The following is a 19,487-nucleotide window of genomic DNA, read 5'->3' as shown; positions in this document are numbered from 1 at the left end:
ATGCGGGGATTTTTTTATGCGATCTTCAAAGGCCGGGGTTCTCGGCGATCAATACGATGGCCTGCCGACAATGATGATGGGGGCCATGAGTTTGAATACCCTGGGAATGCGCGCCTGCAGATCCAGGCGAAGGGTCTCGCAGGTTGAGTACTGTTCCAGGGTCATTTGATGCCAGATAGCATTCATGTCTTGCTTGAGTATTTCAGCCGCCGGATAGTCCGGCAGTTTCGGCAATACCAGCCCCAGTACGGCATAGGCCTTGGCGAAATCCCGCGCCAGCCCGTAGGTGCGCGGCGCCGAGGGGTGCCTTTGCGCAAAGTTGAGTTTGGCTTTGCCATTACGCGGCATGCCCGCCAGTGCATAGCCATATTCCAGCAGCGCGTCCAATTGCCCCGTCCCTGCAAGTTGTATCAACCGTTGTTGTTTTTCCAGCACGCTGGCGCTGGACTTGCTGGAAAATACTCGATCAGCCAAGGCTTGCAGGTCGCCGCCGTCCGCCGCTTTTTGCAGCAGCTCTTCAACCAGTGCGCGGCGTTCCACTGCGTTGGGTATCAGCTGTGGCGTGTCGCGATAGGCCTGGGCGAGTTGAAATTGTGCGGTGTGATCACCTCTGGCGACGGCCTTGTCCAACCAGCTCACCTCCTTGTCGAGCAGGAACAGAAACCGCATGGCTTGGGTATCGCCCGCAGCGGCGTTGGGCGTCAGTTGTTCGCGTGCCTTTGCAAGGGAGTCGGCATCACCCAGTCGCATCAGGGCAGGGATATGGTTCTGGGCGGCTGCCAGCTTGAGCCATTGGCGCGCTTCTTCAGAGGCTATGCGCAAGTCACCGTCGCGCCGGCTGACACACAGGGACATGGCGTACTGCGCCTCGGCATGACCTCGTGCAGCGGTGATGTTCAGGCATAGCTCGGCCTGGGCGTAGCTTTCCAGGGAAAACAGTTCAAACCCGATCCTGCCGGCGATGCCATTGAGCTGGTCGAGTGATGCCTGGAGGGGTTCGCCCAACAGGCTTTTCTGCGCGTTCAACTGTGTGAGCAGTGTGAACAGCGCAGGCAGTGTTTGAGAGTCTACGTACATGAGGGTTACCTGTGCTTGTGCACTTGATGAGTGAAAACACAGGTTAAGAAAGTTGTCTGGGCCGCGAGTGTTACATAGCTATGGCTGCGCTCAGCGAGTCAGACGATGGGCCAGATGGTTCAGGTGCTGAGTCATCAGGTTCACGGCGTGGTCTGCATCGCCCTGTTCAATCGCGTCTGTCATCGCCAGGTGTTCCTGCCAGGTGCAGTAGGTGCAGGCTTGGGTTTCGTATTGCGCAATGATCAACGATGTCAGCGGTACCAGGCTGTTGAGGAACTGCGCCAACGGCGCGTTACCGGCGATCGCCGCCAACTGCAGGTGAAATTCCCCCGACAATCGAATGGCCGGTGCGCGTTGGTCACGTTCGATACAGTCGCGTTCCCTGGCAATCAGCTCACGTAGCTGGCGTACCTGGGTGGGGGTGGCTGCTGCGCAGGCCAGTTGCACTACCATGATCTCCGTCAGCCGCCGCGCTTCGAGGATTTGTCGAGTTTGCCGAGCATCCGGCGCCGCCACCTGGGCGCGCTGGTTGGGGCGCAGGATGATCACCTGTTGATGGGACAGTTTCGCCAAGACCCGGCGAATCACACTGCGACTCACACCGAAGATTTCGCCCAGGCCCTCTTCGGTAAAACGGCTGGCCGGCGCGATGCGTTGTTCCAGAATCGCGTCGAACAGCCGTGGGTAGATATCGTCCACCGAGGGTTTTTTACCCGCGACCAGGCGCATGGCAGGCAGGGCGGTGATGACTGAATTACGTTGTAGCGCGCGGGCGGTCATGGCCTGTCTCCAATAATCAGCTGCCCAGATGGTCGTCCGGGATATTCAAGCGTATGCCCATGCGCAGACCTTCCTGAAGGATGTGCCGGCGCATCTCGGCGCTGGCCAGGGCGCTGTTCTTGTTGCGGATGGCGCGCACCACGGCTTCATTTTCCTGCAGGCGTTCGGCCAGATGTTCGGGGGAGTTGCGCAGTACATGGGCGCTCTGCTTGAGGGCGTTGCTGGTCTGTTGCACCACGTTCTGGAAGATCGGGTTGGAGGTCAGGGCGAAGAGCTCTTCGTGGAAGTTGAGGTAGGCGTTCATCCCGGCTTCGGCGTCACCTGCGTCGAGGGCTTCGCGCATATCCATCAGGGTCAGGCGCAATTGGCCGACTTCCTTGCTGCTGATGGACTGCGCTACCAGGCCGACAATGAACGGTTCGAGGGTGTAGCGCAGTTGCAGGATGTCTTCGAGGCTGGCATCGGCCACGGTGTCACTGGCTTGGGGCTCGTTCACGCTGGTTTCGAGCACCACCACGCCCTTGCCGGGCATGGAACGCACCAGGCCGAGGGTTTCCAGCACAATCACCGCTTCGCGCAGGCTGGGGCGGCTGATGCCCATCTGTTCGGCCAGCTCGCGTTGGCCGGGCAGCATTTCACCCTGGCGCCACTGGCCCCGCTTGAGCGCGGCGCGCAGTTTTTCTACCACTGAATTGACGACGGTTGAGGTGCTGATCACGTCTGCGTCTCCTTGATGTTGCAAACACGGTTGTCAAAGTCTGGGAGGGGGCTTGCTCCCTCCCACAATTGATCGATGTCTGCCATGAAAATGGATCAGAACTCCTGGTGTGTCGGCAGCACCGGTTTCTTGGCCTGGAAGGTATAACCCTGCTGGCCGTCGAGCACTTTGTTGGCGCGCTGGATATCGATATCTTTTTCCCAACGGGCAATGGCCACGGTCGCCACGCAGTTGCCGATCAGGTTGGTCAGCGCGCGGCCGATGCCCATGAACCAGTCCACCGCCAGTACCAGCACCAGGCCGACCACGGGAATGGCCGGGATGGCGGTGAGTGTCGCCGCCAGAATCACCAGCGCCGACCCGGGAATGCCGTGCGCGCCCTTGGAGGTGATCAATGACACCAGCAGGATGGTCAGCAAGTCAGTCATCGACAGGGGCGTGCCGGTGGCATTGGCGATGAACACAATGGCCAGGGTCAGGTAGATCGAGAAACCATCGAGGTTGAACGAATACCCGGTCGGAATCACAAGGCCCACGGTGGAGCTGCCAATCCCCAGGTGTTCGAGTTTGCGCATGATCTGTGGCAGCACCGCGTCGGAGGAGGCTGTGCCCATCACGATCAGCAGTTCTTCACGCAGGTACTTGAGCAGCGGCAGCATGCGCAGGCCGGACAGGCGCATCACCAGGCCCAGGATCAGCGCGACAAAGGCAAAGCAAGTCAGGTAGAACAAACCCACCAGGCTGCCCAGGTGCTGCAGCGAATCCAGGCCATAGGTGCTGGTGGTAAAAGCGATCGCGCCAAACACGCCAATCGGCGCCAGCCGCACGATCATGCCCATGATGCGGAAGATGATGTGGCTCAGTTCGTTGATCAGGCGCGAAATGCCTGACGCCGCTTCACCCACCAGGTTCAGTGCGCTACCGAAGAGCACCGAGAACAGCAGCACTTGCAGCACATTGTTGTCGGCGAAGGCGCCGATCACCGAGTTGGGGATCAGGTCCATCAGGAACTGGCTGGTGCCACGGATGTGTTGGCCTTTGTCGGCCAGTTCATTCAGACCGGCGGAGGAGAGCTGCTCAAGATGGATATTGGCACCGGTGCCGATGCCGGTACTGAAGGCCATGATCAAGCCGATGACCAGGGCCACGGTGGTGAGCACTTCAAAGTAGATCACCGACTTGAGGCCGATTCGCCCGACTTTCTTCAAGTCGCCGGCACCGGAAATACCGCTGACCACCACGCAGAACACGATCAGGCCGATCAGCATCTTGATCAGCTTGATAAAGCCGTCACCCAGGGGTTTGAGTTGCGAGGAGAATTCGGGAAGGGTCAGGCCGCAGATGATGCCGAGCATCAGGCCAATCACGACTTGCAGGAAAATCGAACGCGAGCACCATCTGAGCATGGGAGGGATCTCTATTCGGTGCCCTGGTGATTCCAGGGCTTAATTGTTGTGGTATTACCGGTAAGTCCAGTGCCGGGCCAGTCTACGCCGGGTTTTTTTGAAATCACAAGTAAAAATTCAGGGCTTGACCGGTCCCGGTCTGACCAGTTGGTCGGTGAGACTCAGGCTTGAGCGGTTGGCGGGTCGGAATTTTTTTCGCTTATTATCCGCGCCTTGATTGAGAGGTAATGCATGGACAAGCCAGGGCTGACCACGGATACAACAGGGCTGACCTACTGCACTTGGCGCACCTCGGCGCCGGAATATCCGCATTATCACGACCACGAGTGGGGCGTGCCGGTGGCGGATGATATTCAGCTGTACGAGAAAATTTGCCTGGAAGGTTTTCAGGCGGGCATGGCGTGGATCACCATCTTGCGTAAGCGCGAGCAGTTCCGGGCGGCATTCGAGGGGTTTGATTTTCGGCGTGTGGCGCAATACGGCGAGGCCGATATAGAGCGCTTGATGAATGATCCGGGCATCGTGCGTAACCGGGCGAAGATCGTGTCCACGCTCAACAATGCGCGCCGGGCGTGTGAGCTGGTGGATGAAACCGGGTCGCTGGCGCGCTGGTTGTGGGCGTTTGAACCCTCGGATGAGGAGCGTCCGGCGCAGGTGGACCTGGCTTACTGGACGGGCAACCCGACGTCTGCGGCTTCGGTGCGGTTGTCGAAGGCCCTGAAGACGCGCGGCTGGACCTACGTTGGCCCGACCACGATGTACGCGTTGATGCAGGCCATGGGCATGGTCAATGATCACCTGGAGGGCTGTGCTTGCCGGCCGCGCATTGAAGAGCTGCGCCGGCACTTCAAGCGCCCGTGAGGCGCTGATTTGCGCCTGCGGGGCTTCACCGCGTCGGTGCTCTAGCCCATCTGGCGCAGGATATCGCGCACCCGGTCCAGCGCCGGGTCGATGTCCAGCAGTTCGATCGCGCCGAACCCGAGCGTCAGGCCCTGGCGCACCGGCGCGCTATGAAAGAACACATCCAGCGGGTACAGGCCGACGTCCGCCTCCCGTGCCAACCGAATCAGCTTCGCGATATCCAGCGGCGCCTTGCACAACGCCGCCATATGAAACCCGATCACACTGGGCACCGCTTCGAACCACGGCGACAGGTCCCCGGCCAGGCGCTGCAGGATGCGCTCGCGGCGCCCGGCGTAGACCGAGTGGCAGCGGCGAATATGCTTGAGCAAACAGCCTTCGCTGATGAACTTGGCCAATGCCCATTGCGGCAACGTGGAACTGTGCTGGTCGGTCAGTTGCTTGGCCTTGAGCACTGCGCCATGAATGGCTGGCGGCAGTACGGCATAGCCCAGGCGCAACTGCGGCAGCAGGGATTTGGAGAAGGTCCCGACGTAGGCCACCAAGCCCCGGTTGTCCATGCTTTGCAGGGAGTTGGCGGGGCGACCTTCGTAGCGGAAATCACTGTCGTAGTCGTCTTCGATGATGATCGCGCCCAACGCAAGGGCGCGGGCCAGCAAGGCTTCGCGGCGCGCCAGGCTCATGGGCATGCCCAGGGGGAACTGGTGGGACGGGGTCACATAGATCAGTCGCGTGTCGTCGGGGATCTGGTCGACCTGGATGCCCTGGGCGTCCACCGGCACGTCGGCAATACGCGCGCCCATGGCCGTGAACAGCTGGCGGGCGGGGCTGTAGCCGGGGTCTTCCATGGCGACGAGAGTACCGGGTTCCACCACCACGCGAGCAATCAAGTCCAGCGCTTGTTGCGCGCCGTTGGTGACCACAATGTCATTGGCGTGGCATTTCACCCCGCGAGAAAAGGCGATATGCCCGGCGATAGCCTCGCGCAATGCCGGCAGACCTTCCGGTTGGCTGTAAAAACCGCTGTTGAGTGCGACACGACGTAATGCATCCTGGGTACAACGTCGCCATTCATCCTGGGGAAATTGATTGCGCGTGGTGGCCCCGCCGAGGAATTCATAACGCAGGGTTTTCTCAGGTGTGGGATGGTGCATGGGCGAGGGCAACGCGGCCCATTTTTCCAGGTTGGCGGCGCAGGCCAGGTCGGCGGCGGTTTGCAGGCGCTCGGGCGGCGGCGCCCAGGCGTTGACGAAGGTGCCCCGGCCGATCTTGCCGACCAGCAACCCTTCATACGTCAGCGTGGCGTAGGTGTCGGAGACGGTCTTGCGCGATACGCCTAACTGCTCGGCGAGCAGGCGGCTGGGAGGCAGTTGCGCGCCGGCCGAAAGCCGCCCGGCGGCGATGGCTTCGCGCAACTGCTGGTAAAGCTGGGCGGCCAGGTCCTTGCGGCCATTGATGACGAGGTGCAGTTCCATGTTTCATCCTGGGACAGATGGGTCTGCGCCAAGGTTACCCGCAAATCCCCCCTGATACTTGTAGTGAGCGGGCTTGCCCTAATGCCAGTCAGTTAAGCGATAAAGCGGACGATGGATAAATTGTGGGAGGGGGCTTGCTCCCGATGGCGGTGTGTCAGGTTCAGAAACCGTGACTGACACACCGCCATCGGGAGCAAGCCCCCTCCCACAGTGACCGCGTTGATCCTTAACTGACTGGCATTAGGGCAAGCGCGCTCTCTACAGTTGGGGGTCAGGACAGGAAGCCGCCGTCTACATTCAGCGATACACCGGTGGTGTAGCTCGACGCATCACTGGCCAGGAACAATACCGCACCGGCCATCTCGCTCGGGTCGGCGACGCGCTTGAGCGGGATCTGCGCCAAGGCCATTTTCAGGATCGAATCGTTCTTCACCAGCGCCGAGGCGAATTTGGTATCGGTCAGGCCCGGCAGCAGCGCATTGCAACGAATGCCGAACGCCGCACATTCCTTGGCGAACACCTTGGTCATGTTGATCACGGCCGCCTTGGTCACCGAGTAGATGCCCTGGAACACGCCTGGGGAAATGCCGTTGATCGAGGCCACGTTGATGATGCTGCCGCCGCCATTCTCGCGCATCAATTTGCCGGCCTCCACCGACATGAAGAAATAGCCGCGAATGTTCACGTCGACGGTCTTCTGGAACGCGCCGAGGTCGGTGTCCAGCACATTGCAGAATTGCGGGTTGGTCGCCGCGTTATTGACCAGGATGTCCAGGCGCCCGAACTGTTCCCGGATACCGGCGAACACTTGGGTGATCTGCTCCATTTCACCAATATGGCAGGCAATCGCGGTGGCTTTGCCGCCATCGGCGATGATCGCGTCGGCCACGTGCTGGCAGCCCTCCAGCTTGCGGCTGGACACGATCACGTGGGCGCCTTGCTGGGCCAGCAGCTTGGCGATGGCCTCACCGATACCGCGGCTGGCACCGGAAACAAAGGCGATCTTGCCGTCGAGGTCGAACAGGTTGGTCTTGGACATGAGGTTTCCTTGTTCTGGTAATCAGAGTGCGGATTTGGCGATGACATTCAGGCTCATCTGCTCGAGCAGCTTGTTCATCTGGATGAACTGCGCAAAGCGTTTGTCCTGGGTCTGGCCATGGAAGAAGCGGTAGTAGATCTGCTGCACGATCCCGGCCAGGCGGAACAGGCCATAGGTGTAGTAGAAGTCGAAGTTGTCGATCTGCAGGCCGGAACGTTCGGCGTAGTAATCGACAAACTGACGGCGGGTGAGCATGCCGGGGGCGTTGCTCGGCTGGCGGCGCATCAGTTGCACGGGTGCGGGGTCGGCAGCTTCGATCCAGTAGGCGAGGGTGTTGCCCAAGTCCATCAAGGGGTCGCCGAGGGTGGTCAGCTCCCAGTCCAGCACGCCGATGATCTGCATCGGGTTGTGCGGGTCGAGGATCACGTTGTCGAAACGGTAGTCGTTGTGCACGATGCTGGACGTCGGATGGTCGGCCGGCATCTTGTCGTTGAGCCACAGACGCACCTTCTCCCAGCTGGGGGCGTCCGGGGTCAGGGCTTTTTCGTAACGCTCGCTCCAGCCACGAATCTGCCGTGCGACATAGCCTTCGGGTTTACCCAGGTCGGCCAGGCCGCAGGCGGTGTAATCCACTTGGTGCAGTTCGACGAATTTGTCGATGAAGCTTTTGCACAGGGCTTCGGTCCGGGTCGCGTCCAGCTCCAGTTCGGCCGGCAGGTCAGAGCGCAGGATGATGCCGTTGACCCGTTCCATGACGTAGAACTCGGCGCCGATCACCGATTCATCGGTGCAATGCACATAGGCTTTCGGGCAGTACGGGAACCCATCCTTGAGCTGGTTGAGAATGCGGTATTCGCGGCCCATGTCGTGGGCGGACTTGGCCTTGTGGCCAAATGGCGGGCGGCGCAGTACGAACTCCTGGCCCGGGTATTCCAGCAGGTAAGTCAGGTTGGACGCACCGCCGGGGAATTGGCTGATCTTGACTGTGCCGCTCAGCCCCGGAATGTGGGCCTTGAGGTAAGGATCGATCAGGCTGGCATCCAGTTCTTCGCCTGGGCGGATCTGAGTCGATTGGTCGTTAAGCGCCATGCTTATCCCTTCTGCTTATTTTAAAGGCCGTGGACTATTGGCTAATCTAATGCGCGCCGCCGCTCAGCGACAAGGTCGGGGCGGCTTAATAGGTTAGCGTGTTGGAGGATGATCAGCGGGCCTGATGTGCTCAAATCACCAGCACGGCACGGCCGCCGGGAGTACAGGACAGGTTGGCACCGATTTCGACTTTTGCCAGGTCCACGCCCAGGCCGGCGAGCAGGTTATTGACCAGCGGGTCGAGCAAAGGGCTGAGCAGGCCGGAGATGACCCCGCTGAGCAGGTTCAGCACGCCGGTCAGCACGTCGACCACCAGGCCCACCACCAAACCGAGAAGCCCGGTGAGTGTCGGTGTATGGCTGGTCAGCCGGATACCGTTGAGGGTGTCGCTCAAGCTGCCGACCACGTTATTGGCGCTGAAACTGAAATAGCTCGGCGGTTGCTTGACCTCCGGTGGCGACACATAGACATGGGCGCGGGTGGTCTTGGCGACGCTGCTGTCGACGCGCAGGCTCAGGCCGCCGACTGCGTAGGGTTGTCGTGGGTCGCACACGCCTTTGCTGCAGGTCTTGACGCCAAGGTCGAGGAGCGGGAAGTCGTCGACTTTCAGCGGGGCGGTGGATGAGAACAGGTTCTTCGGGTCGACCTGGCCCACCATCAGCCTGACGGCTGAGGTGGTGCCTGACACCGAGAGGGATTTGTCGGCGGGTCCGTTGCAACGATAGCCGGTCACGTAGCTGCTGCCGCTGGCGGCCTCCAGGGCGATATCGATTTGCGTGCCAGGCACCACATCCAATGAGCTGCCCAGCAGCAAACCCACCAGGTCGGTGACCAGGCCGATCACCTTGGTGAGCCCGTCGATCACCGGCAGTTTAAGGGAAATCCAGGTCCTGACTTGCGCCGTGCGCACCGCAATCGGCTGGGTGTCGATCAACTGAGGGTTACCGATAGCGGAGATCTGGGCCGGCTCGATGACCCGGGTCTTGACCGTGACATTCAACAAGCCCAGCACATCGACCGGCAGCTCGACCGCCACCGCGCTGGCCTTGTTCGACAGTTGCACAAAGCCCTGGATCAGGTTGAACAGTTGCAGGTCGACATTCAGTGCGCTTTTATCGGTGCCGTTCTGGATCTTGACCAGGTCACCCAGGTGCAGGATCTGCGTGCCGGGTGCGATCAGCTTGATGGTTTCCAGGTTGTTGATCACCACCTGGACCGCGTCGCCGCCCAGCTTGAGCACGTCGATGGCGGCCTGGATCAACTGGCCAACGGTGGCGTCGGTCTGGAGCAGTTGGTCGTAGTTGCCGGCGCTGACATTCAGGCGGATGGCCAGGGCATCCAGGTAGCTGAGCAGGCTGATATCGGTATTGATCAAGCCATTCCAACCCACCGCGTCGAGCTGCAGCTTGCCGCCCAGCAGGCCGCCGATCAGGCCATTGAGGGCGGCGGATTGAGTGCTGTCTATCGTCAGCAAGGTGCTGCGCACGGTGAGCGTGGCCACCGGTGGTGCGGGGGCGGCGGCCACGGCGGTGGCGCTCAGCAGCGTGGTCAGGCTGATGGGCTGTGCCGAAAACAGTGTGTGCAGGGCATGGGCGATGCTGGTGGCAACGCGGTGGGTGGCGATCACCTGGATCGCATCGGTTTTGGTTGGGTCGGCGCTGAAGGTGCGCATAAAGTCCGCGCCGGTGGCCAGGGCGCCGCAGGCGGTGCTCAACGTACGGTTTGCATCGACCGGGAAGTCATTGCGCAGGGCGCTTTGGGTCGCGAATTGCGCGGCATTGTCATTCGGCGCCGTGCATTTGCCGCCGCGGCTGACGGCTTCCAGCGCCGCAGTGTCGACGACTCGTTGCAGCTTGCGTTTTTCCAGGTACAGGCGGCCACTGTCGACCACCAATAGCAGAAACAACAGCGCGATCCCAAGCGTCAATGCGCCGATCAAACCAATGGCACCGCGTTGACGGGCCGGGCCGGGTCCATGGCCAACCATTGTGCGTTCCTTCGCCGGTCCTGCACCGGCGTCCTGAGCATCCCCGCATGCAGTGTAGACAGGTTTTACGACGTGGCTGGCTAATCGCTATTAGTTGCGTGGCGGCAGTGCCACCGGGGTCAGCACCGGGCGGCCGGCGAAATATTCCACCAGGTTGTCGGCCACGCGTTGCACCGTGTCATGGGCGGCTTCGGGCGACAGGCCGGCCACATGCGAGGTGAGCACGGTATTGCTCAGGCGCTTGAGGGCGTCCGGCACTTTGGGCTCATCATCGAACACATCCAGCGCCGCGCCGCCGATACGCCGTTGCTCAAGGGCGGCGACCAGGTCAGCGGTGACCACCACGCTGCCACGCCCGATGTTCACCAGATAGCCGTTCGGCCCCAGGGCGTCGAGCGCATGGCGATCAATCAGATGGCGGGTGCCCGCGCCGCCCGGCGTGGCCAGGATCAGGAAGTCCGAGGTGCGCGCCAGTTCTATCGCCGTTGCGCAGTAGGTGTAGTCCACATCATCACGGGGCTGGCGGTTGTGATAACTGACCTCCATGCCGAAACCGAGTGAAGCGCGCTTGGCGATCTCCATGCCGACTGCACCGAGCCCGAGAATGCCCAATTGTTTACCGCCCAGGGAAGGGCGCATGACCTTCGGCCATTCACTGCGCCGTACCGCCGCATCGGTCTGGGGAATACCGCGCACCAGCGACAGCAGCAACGCCATGGCATGGTCGGCCACCGACGGCGCATTCACCCCGGCGCCATTGGTCACCACGATCCCGCGATTGCTCGCCGCCTGCAGGTCCACATGCTCGTAGCCGGCACCGATCACGCAGATGATCTCCAGCAGCGGCAACGCAGCGATTTCCTCGGCGTACAGCCCCAGTGGGCCACGGGTCAGCACAGCCTTGATCTGCCCGCCGTGGGTCTTGATCGCCTGGGCGCGTTCGGCGGGCGTCGGAGCCAGGATTACATGGAACTCGCTGTCCTCGATGATGGACAGGTAGTCGTTGATGGTTTCAACCAGGACCAGAACAGTGGTGGACATCGCAAGGCTCTTCCTGAAGGGTTTGATAAGGGCAGTATGCGGGATTTGTAGGGCACAGCGTTTTGTTCAAGTAGAAAAAGTTCTTCTTGTGTAAGGCCATTCTGAATTTTCTGCTTCCCCCTCCAGCGTCGAAAAGCTGCGCCAGACTTTGTCGACTTTCCCACTTCGCAGAGACGACATGGATGCTTGTTCCTGCCACACCCGAAGAGATTGAATGGACGCCGTACGGTTACAAACACAGCCCTTCGACGCTAATACCCTGGAGAACAGTCATCGCTGGCACGTTGGTAGGCCCGGCTAAATACAGGCCCGGTACCGCTATTGAAATGCTTGAACGAGAGGCTTATAAAAATGGTGTCTGCACCACTAATGGAAAACCCTGGAAAGTCATGGAGTATCCACACTGCATTGGCGCCAGCCATGGCAGGCTCAGTCGCTGGGTCCGCATAGAACTGAGTGCTGGCGCTATTCATGGTCATCCGATTTCTGAACAGGAATTCAGGAGGTTAACAAATTGATCCCATTTCACTTTGCCGGTGGCACCGTCACTCATGATGACTTGTCGATCCTGCAGGATGTAGCGTTAGCGAAGCAGATCGACCTATTGAAGGAAGATATGCTCCAGGTCGAATTCGCGGGTGGGTTGCTGCTGGATGTGGGCTGGTACCCGGAATTTGATGCCGCGGGTGGCTTTCGAATTAATGTCATCAAGGATTTCGACTGGGCCCGCCCTGTGATTGCACTGACCGCCCACGAAACTGCTGAGCTGGTCGAAAAACTGGATATTGCGCAGAACGCTATCAATGGCGAACTGCGCAACACCCACTTGGGTACCTCGTCTTATTAGTTGAAAGCCCGTTGCCTCAGTTCCAGATGTCCAAGGCTTTGACTCGCTTCACAAACGCGCCCGCCAACGTCGCATTGTGATGCTCAATGATCGCCTCGGCCTTCAGCGCCGGGGTGTCCATGCACGTATGGCCATCCTCCGGCAACACCACCGAGAAACCCAGCTCGGCTGCCACTCGACAGGTGGTGTCGATACAGAACTGGGTCTTCATGCCCGCGATCACCAAATCATTGATCTGCGCCGCTGCCAGTTCCTGCGCCAGGCGGGTGCCGTGAAAGCAACTGGGGCGGGTTTTATCGAACAGATGGTCGCGGGCCGGGTCGACGTCCAGGCCCGGCCAGAGCTGCCAGAGCGCGCTGCCGGCTGCGATCGGTGAACCCTCGGGGCCGGTGTGGCGGGCCACGAATATCGGTGCCTGGGCTTTGCGAGCGCGCTGAATCAGCTGGTTGATGGTGCCCAGAACGCGTTCGCGCTCGAAGGGTTTTTCCGGCCCATCGTATAAACCGGTTTGCATATCGATGATCAACAGGGCGTCAGCCATGGTCTTGCTCCTTGCAGTGGCCAGAGGGCGAGGCAATAAAAAGGCCCCGTCCATTGCTGGCGGGGCCTTGGGTTGTTTGGGGGTGTCTCTAGTTCACACACCCACGGCAACCGCACGACCCGCCATGAGCGGTCGTGGTGGTGGTACGGGTGAGGCGCAACGGGATTGGGTTCATGGTTTGATGATGCTGGGAAGGGCGGCGGGCTGTCAATGGACACGACTGAAAGCCCTTCCGGTTGCCCTGTATTGTGCTGCGGCCCGCTGATACTGCGGCTTATGGCCGACCTTGCGCATCTGCACCGCAACACCGTTCCTCAGCTAAGTCTTTGCTTATTCGAAAGAATCCCGGAGAATCGCGCGCTTGTTATGGCTGGGGCGCTGCCTGTCAGGTATTTCTGACTCGTCCCGGCCGTGTGAATGCGGAGATCCGACCGGATGAATGATCAGGCCAATAGCGTCGACGAACGTTATGCAACGACACCTGCAACCCTCACAAGCTGGAGCCGCCAGGACACGACCTGGATGCTCGGCCTGTTCGGCACCGCCATTGGCGCCGGTACTTTGTTCTTGCCGATCAACGCGGGTCTGGGGGGCTTCTGGCCGCTGGTGATCCTCGCGGTACTGGCATTCCCGATGACATTCTTTGCCCATCGTGGCCTGACCCGTTTCGTCTTGTCCGGCCGCGACGGTTCCGACATTACCGACGTCGTCGAAGAGCATTTCGGCCTCAAGGCCGGCGCATTGATCACCCTGTTGTACTTCTTCGCGATCTTCCCGATCCTGCTGATCTACAGCGTGGCGCTGACCAACACCGTCAGCAGCTTCATGGAGCACCAATTGCACATCCTGCCGCCGCCTCGTGCGGTCCTGGCGTTCGTGCTGATCCTCGGCCTGCTGGCGGTAGTGCGCTGCGGTGAACAAGTGATCGTCAAGGCCATGAGCCTGATGGTGTACCCGTTCATCGTGGCCTTGCTGTTCCTGGCGGTGTACCTGGTACCGCACTGGACCGGCGGCATCCTGAGCACCGCCAATGAAGTGCCGGCACCCTCGGCGCTGCTCAACACGCTGTGGCTGGCGATTCCGGTGATGGTGTTCTCGTTCAACCATTCGCCGATCATCTCGGCGTTCGCCGTTGATCAGAAACGCCAGTACGGCGCCCACGCTGATGAGCGCAGTTCACAGATCCTGTCCCGTGCGCACCTGTTGATGGTGGCGATGGTGCTGTTCTTCGTGTTCAGTTGTGTGTTGACCTTGTCACCGGCGCAACTGGCGGAAGCGAAAGCCCAGAACCTGTCGATCCTGTCGTACCTGGCCAACCACTTCGATAACCCGACTATCGCTTTCGCCGCGCCGCTGATTGCATTTGTGGCGATTGCCAAGTCGTTCCTTGGCCACTACATCGGGGCCAGCGAAGGTCTCAAGGGCCTGGTGCTCAAGACCGGTCGCCGTCCGGCCGCCAAGTCACTGGACCGCCTGACCGCCGCGTTTATGCTGATCGTGTGCTGGCTCGTTGCCACGCTTAACCCAAGCATCCTTGGCATGATCGAAACCCTGGGCGGCCCGGTGATCGCGTCGATCCTGTTCCTGATGCCGATGTACGCGATTCGCAAGGTGCCGGCCATGGCCAAGTACCGCGGGCAGGCATCCAACGTGTTCGTCACGGCCGTGGGCCTGGTGGCAATCACGGCATTGATCTACTCGCTGCTGTCCTGACCTCAGGGCATTAGGCACAAGGCCGATTCGCGTACACCGCGAATCGGCTTTTTTTTGCCGGTACAAAAGCTGACGCCGCTCAACCGCGGCCCGGCAATGAGGGCTAAGCTTACGCACGCTTTTTGCCAGGATGGGTTGGGCCGATTGAAGACTGAAACCGATGTACCTGCCGCCGTGCCCTCAAACCGTATCCAGGACCTGCTGGCCGGATTATCCATTGCCGGTTTGCTGCTGCCGGAGGCCGTGGCCTATTCCAGCATTGCCGCACTGCCGCCTCAGGCCGGGGTGATTGCCTTGTTTGCCGGGCTGGTGTGCTACGGCCTGTTCGGTACCAGCCGTTTTGCGATTGTCTCGGCCACCTCGTCGTCGGCGGCCGTGTTGGCGGCGGCAACGGCCAGCCTGGCCGGTGATGACCCGGCCCTGAGGCTGTCCCTGGCCTTCGGATTGGTATTGCTCACTGGGGTGTTTTTCCTGTTGGCCGGCCTGTTCAAGCTCGGCGGCGTCACCTCCTTTATCGCCAAGCCGGTGTTGCGTGGCTTTGCCTTCGGCCTGGCGCTGACCATCATCCTCAAGCAATTGGCCAGTGTGGTGGGCGTGCACCTGACCGATAACAACCTGATCCGTTTTCTACCGCAGTTGCTGGAGCAACTGCCGCGCTGGAACTGGCCTGCGGCCCTGGTGGCGGCTCTGGCGTTGCTGGTGCTGTGGCTGTGCGCGCGCTTGCCGCGCGTGCCTGGTGGGCTGGTGGTTGTGGTGCTGGGCATCGCTGCCGGGCAGTATCTGGACCTGCAGGCTCATGGCGTGGCGCTGATCGGCATGATCGACCTGCGCCTGGAGCTGGGACATTTGCCAGTGCTGCCGTTTGCCGATTGGCTGCGTCTGGGCGAGTTGGCGTTTGCGCTGGTGATGATCCTGTACGCCGAGTCCTACGGCTCTATCAGTTCGTTCGCGCTCAAGCATGGCGACCGTGTGTCGTCCAACCGCGACCTGCTCGCGCTGGGTGCGGCCAACCTGGTTTCCGGGCTGTTCCACGGCATGCCGGCCGGTGCCGGGTACTCCGCGACGTCGGCCAATGAGGCGGCTGGCGCTTATTCACGCTTGGCGGGGATCGTCGCGGCGCTGGTGACATTGCTGATTGTGCTGACGGTGCTGCCCTATGTCGCGCTCACGCCGGAGCCGGTGCTGGCGGCTGTCGTTATCTATGCGCTGGGGCGCGGCTTGAGTTTGCAGCCGCTGGGGCGTTATTTCCTCTGGCGGCGCGATCGTTTACTGGTGATCTGTGCGGTGGCGGCGGTGCTGGTATTGGGGGTGCTGGATGGTTTGCTGCTCGCGGTCGCAATCAGTGTGATGTTGATGCTGCGCCAGATGTCGTCAGCCGATATCCAGGTACTGGGGCGCCTGGGTGACAGCCATGACTTTGTCGACCGTCAGCACCATGCCGATGCTTCGGCTGTACCGGGGGTACTGATCGTACGGCCCAGCGAAGCCCTGTTTTTTGCGAATGCCGAGCGCATCCTTGGCGCGGCCTTGCGCCTGATGCGGCAGTCGCCGGTCGAGGCGATGGTGTTGAGCCTGGAGGAATCGCCGGACCTTGACGGCACCAGCATCGAAGCGCTGGCGGCATTTTTTGCCCAGGTCCATGCGCAGGGCAAGCGCCTGGTGTTGGCCCGTGTGCGACATGATGCCCGCGAGGTCTTGCAGGGGTTGCCTGAAGCGGTGGCACCGCAGGTGCGGCTCAGTGGCTTGAGTGTCGATGGCGCGGTGCAATTGGCGCTTGAGATGAGTAACGCGTGACGCAGACATGATGTGGGAGGGGCGGTGCGACGATTCGACTTGCTCCCGATGGACTGCGTAGCAGGCCCATTTTTGAAGCCGCTGCGCGGCCTATCGGGAGCAAGTCGAATCGCCGCCCCGCCCCTCCCACAGTGATAGCGTCAAGTCTTAACTGACAGGTATTGGGGAAAGCCCCCATAATTTCTGTATTCCGGGCATAAAAAAACGCCGCGTATCTTGCGATGCGCGGCGTCCTTTACATCAACATACCGTTAAGCTTGAACTACCGGAATGTTGGCGCTTGCTGCGATCTTGCGGAACTCGGCGATCTGGTCGAAGTTCAGGTAGCGATATACGTCACTGGCCATGGTGTCCAGTTTCGCTGCGTAGCCCATGTACTCTTCGACGGTCGGCAGGCGACCCAGGGTAGAAGCCACTGCCGCCAGCTCGGCCGAAGCCAGGTAGACGTTCGCGCCGTCACCCAGACGGTTCGGGAAGTTACGGGTCGAGGTCGACACCACGGTCGAGTTCGGCTCTACGCGTGCCTGGTTACCCATGCACAGCGAGCAGCCTGGCATTTCCATGCGTGCGCCAGCCTTGCCGTAGATGCCGTAGTAGCCTTCTTCGGTCAGTTGGTGAGCGTCCATCTTGGTCGGCGGCGACAGCCACAGACGAGTTGGCAGCTGACCCTTGACCTGTTCCAGCAGCTTACCGGCAGCGCGGAAGTGACCGATGTTGGTCATGCACGAACCGATGAACACTTCGTCGATCTTCTCGCCGGCAACGCTCGACAGCAGACGGGCATCGTCCGGGTCGTTCGGTGCACAGAGGATAGGCTCGTTGATGTCGTTCAGGTCGATCTCGATGACTTCGGCGTATTCCGCGTCGGCATCGGCTTCCATCAGTTCAGGGTTGGCGACCCAGGCTTCCATCGCTTGGGCGCGACGTTCCAGGGTGCGTGCATCGCCGTAGCCTTCGCCGATCATCCAGCGCAGCAGGGTGATGTTGGAGTTCAGGTACTCGGTGATGGACTCTTTCGACAGCTTGATGGTGCAACCGGCAGCCGAACGTTCGGCCGAGGCGTCGGACAGTTCGAAAGCCTGTTCCAGCGTCAGGTCGTTCAGGCCTTCGATCTCCAGGATGCGGCCGGAGAAGGCGTTCTTCTTGCCTTTTTTCTCGACGGTCAGCAGGCCGGACTGGATGGCGTAGTACGGAATGGCATGAACCAGGTCACGCAGGGTGATGCCAGGTTTCATTTTGCCTTTGAAGCGCACCAGGATCGATTCCGGCATGTCCAGCGGCATGACGCCGGTGGCGGCGGCGAACGCCACCAGGCCGGAACCGGCCGGGAACGAGATGCCCATCGGGAAGCGGGTGTGGGAGTCACCACCGGTACCGACGGTATCCGGCAGCAGCATGCGGTTCAGCCAGCTGTGGATGATGCCGTCGCCAGGGCGCAGCGATACGCCGCCACGGGTCATGATGAAGTCAGGCAGGGTGTGGTGGGTGGTCACGTCGATCGGCTTTGGATAGGCCGCGGTGTGGCAGAAGGACTGCATCACCAGATCGGTCGAGAAGCCCAGGCACGCCAGGTCTTTGAGTTCGTCACGGGTCATTGGACCGGTGGTGTCCTGGGAACCCACGGTGGTCATCTTCGGCTCGCAATAGGTGCCTGGACGAACGCCTTTGCCTTCCGGCAGGCCGCAAGCCTTGCCGACCATCTTCTGTGCCAGGGTGTAGCCTTTGCCGGTGTCGACAGGGGCTTCAGGCAGCTTGAACAGGTCGGTAGGGCCGAGGCCCAGTTCAGCGCGGGCCTTTTCAGTGAGGCCACGGCCGATGATCAGCGGGATACGGCCGCCGGCGCGGACTTCGTCCAGCAGCACCGGGGTCTTCATTTCGAAGGTGGCCAGGACTTCGTCGGTACCGTGCTTGCAGACTTTGCCGGCATGCGGGTACAGGTCGATCACGTCGCCCATGTTCAGGTTGGACACGTCGAACTCGATCGGCAATGCGCCAGCATCTTCCATGGTGTTGTAGAAGATCGGGGCGATCTTGCTGCCGAAGCAGAAGCCGCCGGCACGCTTGTTCGGTACGTAAGGCACGTCGTCGCCGAAGAACCACAGTACGGAGTTGGTTGCCGACTTACGCGAGGAACCGGTACCGACCACATCGCCCACGTAGGCGATCGGGAAGCCTTGGCCGCGCATTTCTTCGATCTGCTTCATCGGGCCGGTCTTGCCTTGCTCGTCCGGTACGATGCCTTCGCGGGCCATTTTCAGCATGGCCAGGGCGTGCAGCGGGATATCAGGGCGGGACCAGGCATCCGGGGCAGGGGACAGGTCGTCGGTGTTGGTTTCGCCGGTGACCTTGAACACGCGCAGGCTGATCTTGTCGGCCAGGGTCGGACGGTTCTTGAACCATTCGCCGTCGGCCCAGGACTGGATCACGGCCTTGGCATGCACGTTGCCGTTCTTGGCTTTTTCGGACACGTCGTGGAACGCATCGAACATCAGCAGGGTGTGCTTGAGTTGGTCGGCCGCGACAGGTGCCAGGGTGGCATCGTCCAGCAGTTCGACCAGGGTCACGATGTTGTAGCCGCCTTGCATGGTGCCGAGCAGTTCAACGGCGCGTTGCTTGCTGATCAGGGGGGAAGTGGCTTCGCCCTTGGCCAGGGCAGACAGGAAACCGGCCTTGACGTAGGCAGCTTCGTCAACGCCTGGTGGAATGCGGTTGGTGATCAGGTCAACGAGGAATTCTTCTTCGCCAGCCGGAGGATTTTTCAGCAGCTCGACCAGGCCTGCGGTTTGTTCGGCGTTAAGCGGCTGGGGAACGATACCCAGTGCTGCGCGCTCTTCGATATGTTTGCGGTAGGCTTCAAGCACAGTTATTACCCTCATCAGTGGTCCCACGGGACGCTCATCCAGAAATGAACGGCACGCATGCGCTCAGGGGCTTTTTGGGCCGCAAAGCCAGCGCTGCCGGCATTCCTCACAGAAGCTGCTTTCAAAGTTTTACGCCTGCAGAACGGAGCTGATGAGGGTTGGCGCGGGCTTTGACCTACCGGGTCATAACACGCGCCAACACCGTTCTGAAGGAACGACTGTGCTCGTGACGCTTTGAAAACAGCTTCCAGCGGATAT

Annotated in this window: 15 protein-coding genes; 4 read left to right on the top strand and 11 right to left on the bottom strand. The window is 60.9% G+C overall.

Translation table 11 applies throughout. From position 1 onward, the window contains the following. Positions 1-48 precede the first annotated feature (48 nt). From JBE38_RS07200 to JBE38_RS07185, 4 genes are all read right to left on the bottom strand, one after another. The gene (locus JBE38_RS07200; protein ID WP_205343992.1) at positions 49-1,077 is read right to left on the bottom strand and encodes a tetratricopeptide repeat protein; all 1,029 of its coding nucleotides are present in this window, start codon (positions 1,075-1,077) and stop codon (positions 49-51) included. Positions 1,078-1,167: 90 nt separating this feature from the next. Beyond that, the gene (locus JBE38_RS07195) at positions 1,168-1,857 is read right to left on the bottom strand and encodes a GntR family transcriptional regulator (protein ID WP_205343991.1); all 690 of its coding nucleotides are present in this window, start codon (positions 1,855-1,857) and stop codon (positions 1,168-1,170) included. Positions 1,858-1,873: 16 nt separating this feature from the next. Next, entirely contained in the window at positions 1,874-2,575 is a 702-nt protein-coding gene (locus JBE38_RS07190) for a FadR/GntR family transcriptional regulator (RefSeq protein ID WP_090370675.1), read from the bottom strand. 95 nt (positions 2,576-2,670) lie between these two features. After that, entirely contained in the window at positions 2,671-3,996 is a 1,326-nt protein-coding gene (locus JBE38_RS07185) for a C4-dicarboxylate transporter DctA (RefSeq protein ID WP_205344019.1), read from the bottom strand. 216 nt (positions 3,997-4,212) lie between these two features. Here JBE38_RS07185 and JBE38_RS07180 point away from each other — a divergent pair, with 216 nt between their 5' ends. Next, positions 4,213-4,842, top strand: coding sequence for a DNA-3-methyladenine glycosylase I (locus tag JBE38_RS07180; protein WP_205343990.1), 630 nt, complete (start codon positions 4,213-4,215; stop codon positions 4,840-4,842). A gap of 41 nt (positions 4,843-4,883) precedes the next feature. On the opposite strand, the gene pdxR is transcribed toward JBE38_RS07180, so the two are convergent. From pdxR to JBE38_RS07155, 5 genes are all read right to left on the bottom strand, one after another. After that, a complete protein-coding gene (gene pdxR / locus JBE38_RS07175) occupies positions 4,884-6,317 on the bottom strand; it encodes a MocR-like pyridoxine biosynthesis transcription factor PdxR (RefSeq protein WP_205343989.1) in 1,434 nt (477 codons plus the stop codon). Positions 6,318-6,588: 271 nt separating this feature from the next. Further along, positions 6,589-7,356 (bottom strand): SDR family oxidoreductase, encoded by a 768-nt coding sequence (locus JBE38_RS07170; protein ID WP_060752634.1) that lies wholly within the window; start codon positions 7,354-7,356, stop codon positions 6,589-6,591. Positions 7,357-7,377: 21 nt separating this feature from the next. Further along, on the bottom strand, positions 7,378-8,445 hold the full coding sequence (locus tag JBE38_RS07165) for a phosphotransferase family protein (RefSeq protein WP_161549833.1): 1,068 nt from the start codon (positions 8,443-8,445) through the stop codon (positions 7,378-7,380). A 130-nt stretch (positions 8,446-8,575) separates the two neighbouring features. Then, the gene (locus JBE38_RS07160; RefSeq protein WP_205343988.1) at positions 8,576-10,432 is read right to left on the bottom strand and encodes a pilus assembly protein TadG-related protein; all 1,857 of its coding nucleotides are present in this window, start codon (positions 10,430-10,432) and stop codon (positions 8,576-8,578) included. A gap of 90 nt (positions 10,433-10,522) precedes the next feature. Continuing rightward, complete coding sequence (locus tag JBE38_RS07155; protein ID WP_060752637.1) at positions 10,523-11,473, bottom strand: 2-hydroxyacid dehydrogenase; 951 nt, start codon at positions 11,471-11,473, stop codon at positions 10,523-10,525. 514 nt (positions 11,474-11,987) lie between these two features. On the opposite strand from JBE38_RS07155, the gene JBE38_RS07150 reads away from it, so the two are divergent. Then, complete coding sequence (locus JBE38_RS07150) at positions 11,988-12,320, top strand: hypothetical protein (RefSeq protein ID WP_205343987.1); 333 nt, start codon at positions 11,988-11,990, stop codon at positions 12,318-12,320. A gap of 16 nt (positions 12,321-12,336) precedes the next feature. Here JBE38_RS07150 and JBE38_RS07145 read toward each other — a convergent pair whose 3' ends face one another. Next, entirely contained in the window at positions 12,337-12,861 is a 525-nt protein-coding gene (locus JBE38_RS07145; RefSeq protein ID WP_205343986.1) for a cysteine hydrolase family protein, read from the bottom strand. 435 nt (positions 12,862-13,296) lie between these two features. On the opposite strand from JBE38_RS07145, the gene JBE38_RS07140 reads away from it, so the two are divergent. Both JBE38_RS07140 and JBE38_RS07135 read left to right on the top strand, forming a co-directional pair. Further along, positions 13,297-14,574, top strand: coding sequence for a serine/threonine transporter (locus JBE38_RS07140; RefSeq protein WP_090370692.1), 1,278 nt, complete (start codon positions 13,297-13,299; stop codon positions 14,572-14,574). Positions 14,575-14,718: 144 nt separating this feature from the next. Next, on the top strand, positions 14,719-16,368 hold the full coding sequence (locus JBE38_RS07135; RefSeq protein WP_205343985.1) for a SulP family inorganic anion transporter: 1,650 nt from the start codon (positions 14,719-14,721) through the stop codon (positions 16,366-16,368). A gap of 251 nt (positions 16,369-16,619) precedes the next feature. Here the strand turns inward: JBE38_RS07135 and acnB are convergent, their stop codons facing one another. Further along, on the bottom strand, positions 16,620-19,229 hold the full coding sequence (gene acnB / locus JBE38_RS07130; protein WP_060752641.1) for a bifunctional aconitate hydratase 2/2-methylisocitrate dehydratase: 2,610 nt from the start codon (positions 19,227-19,229) through the stop codon (positions 16,620-16,622). Positions 19,230-19,487: the final 258 nt, after the last annotated feature.

This window comes from Pseudomonas sp. ICBG1301 (assembly GCF_016918385.1).
In the GTDB taxonomy this organism is placed as follows: domain Bacteria; phylum Pseudomonadota; class Gammaproteobacteria; order Pseudomonadales; family Pseudomonadaceae; genus Aquipseudomonas; species Aquipseudomonas palleroniana.
Note: the sequence above shows the minus strand (reverse complement) of the source record. Positions and strands in the feature narration are given on the sequence as shown.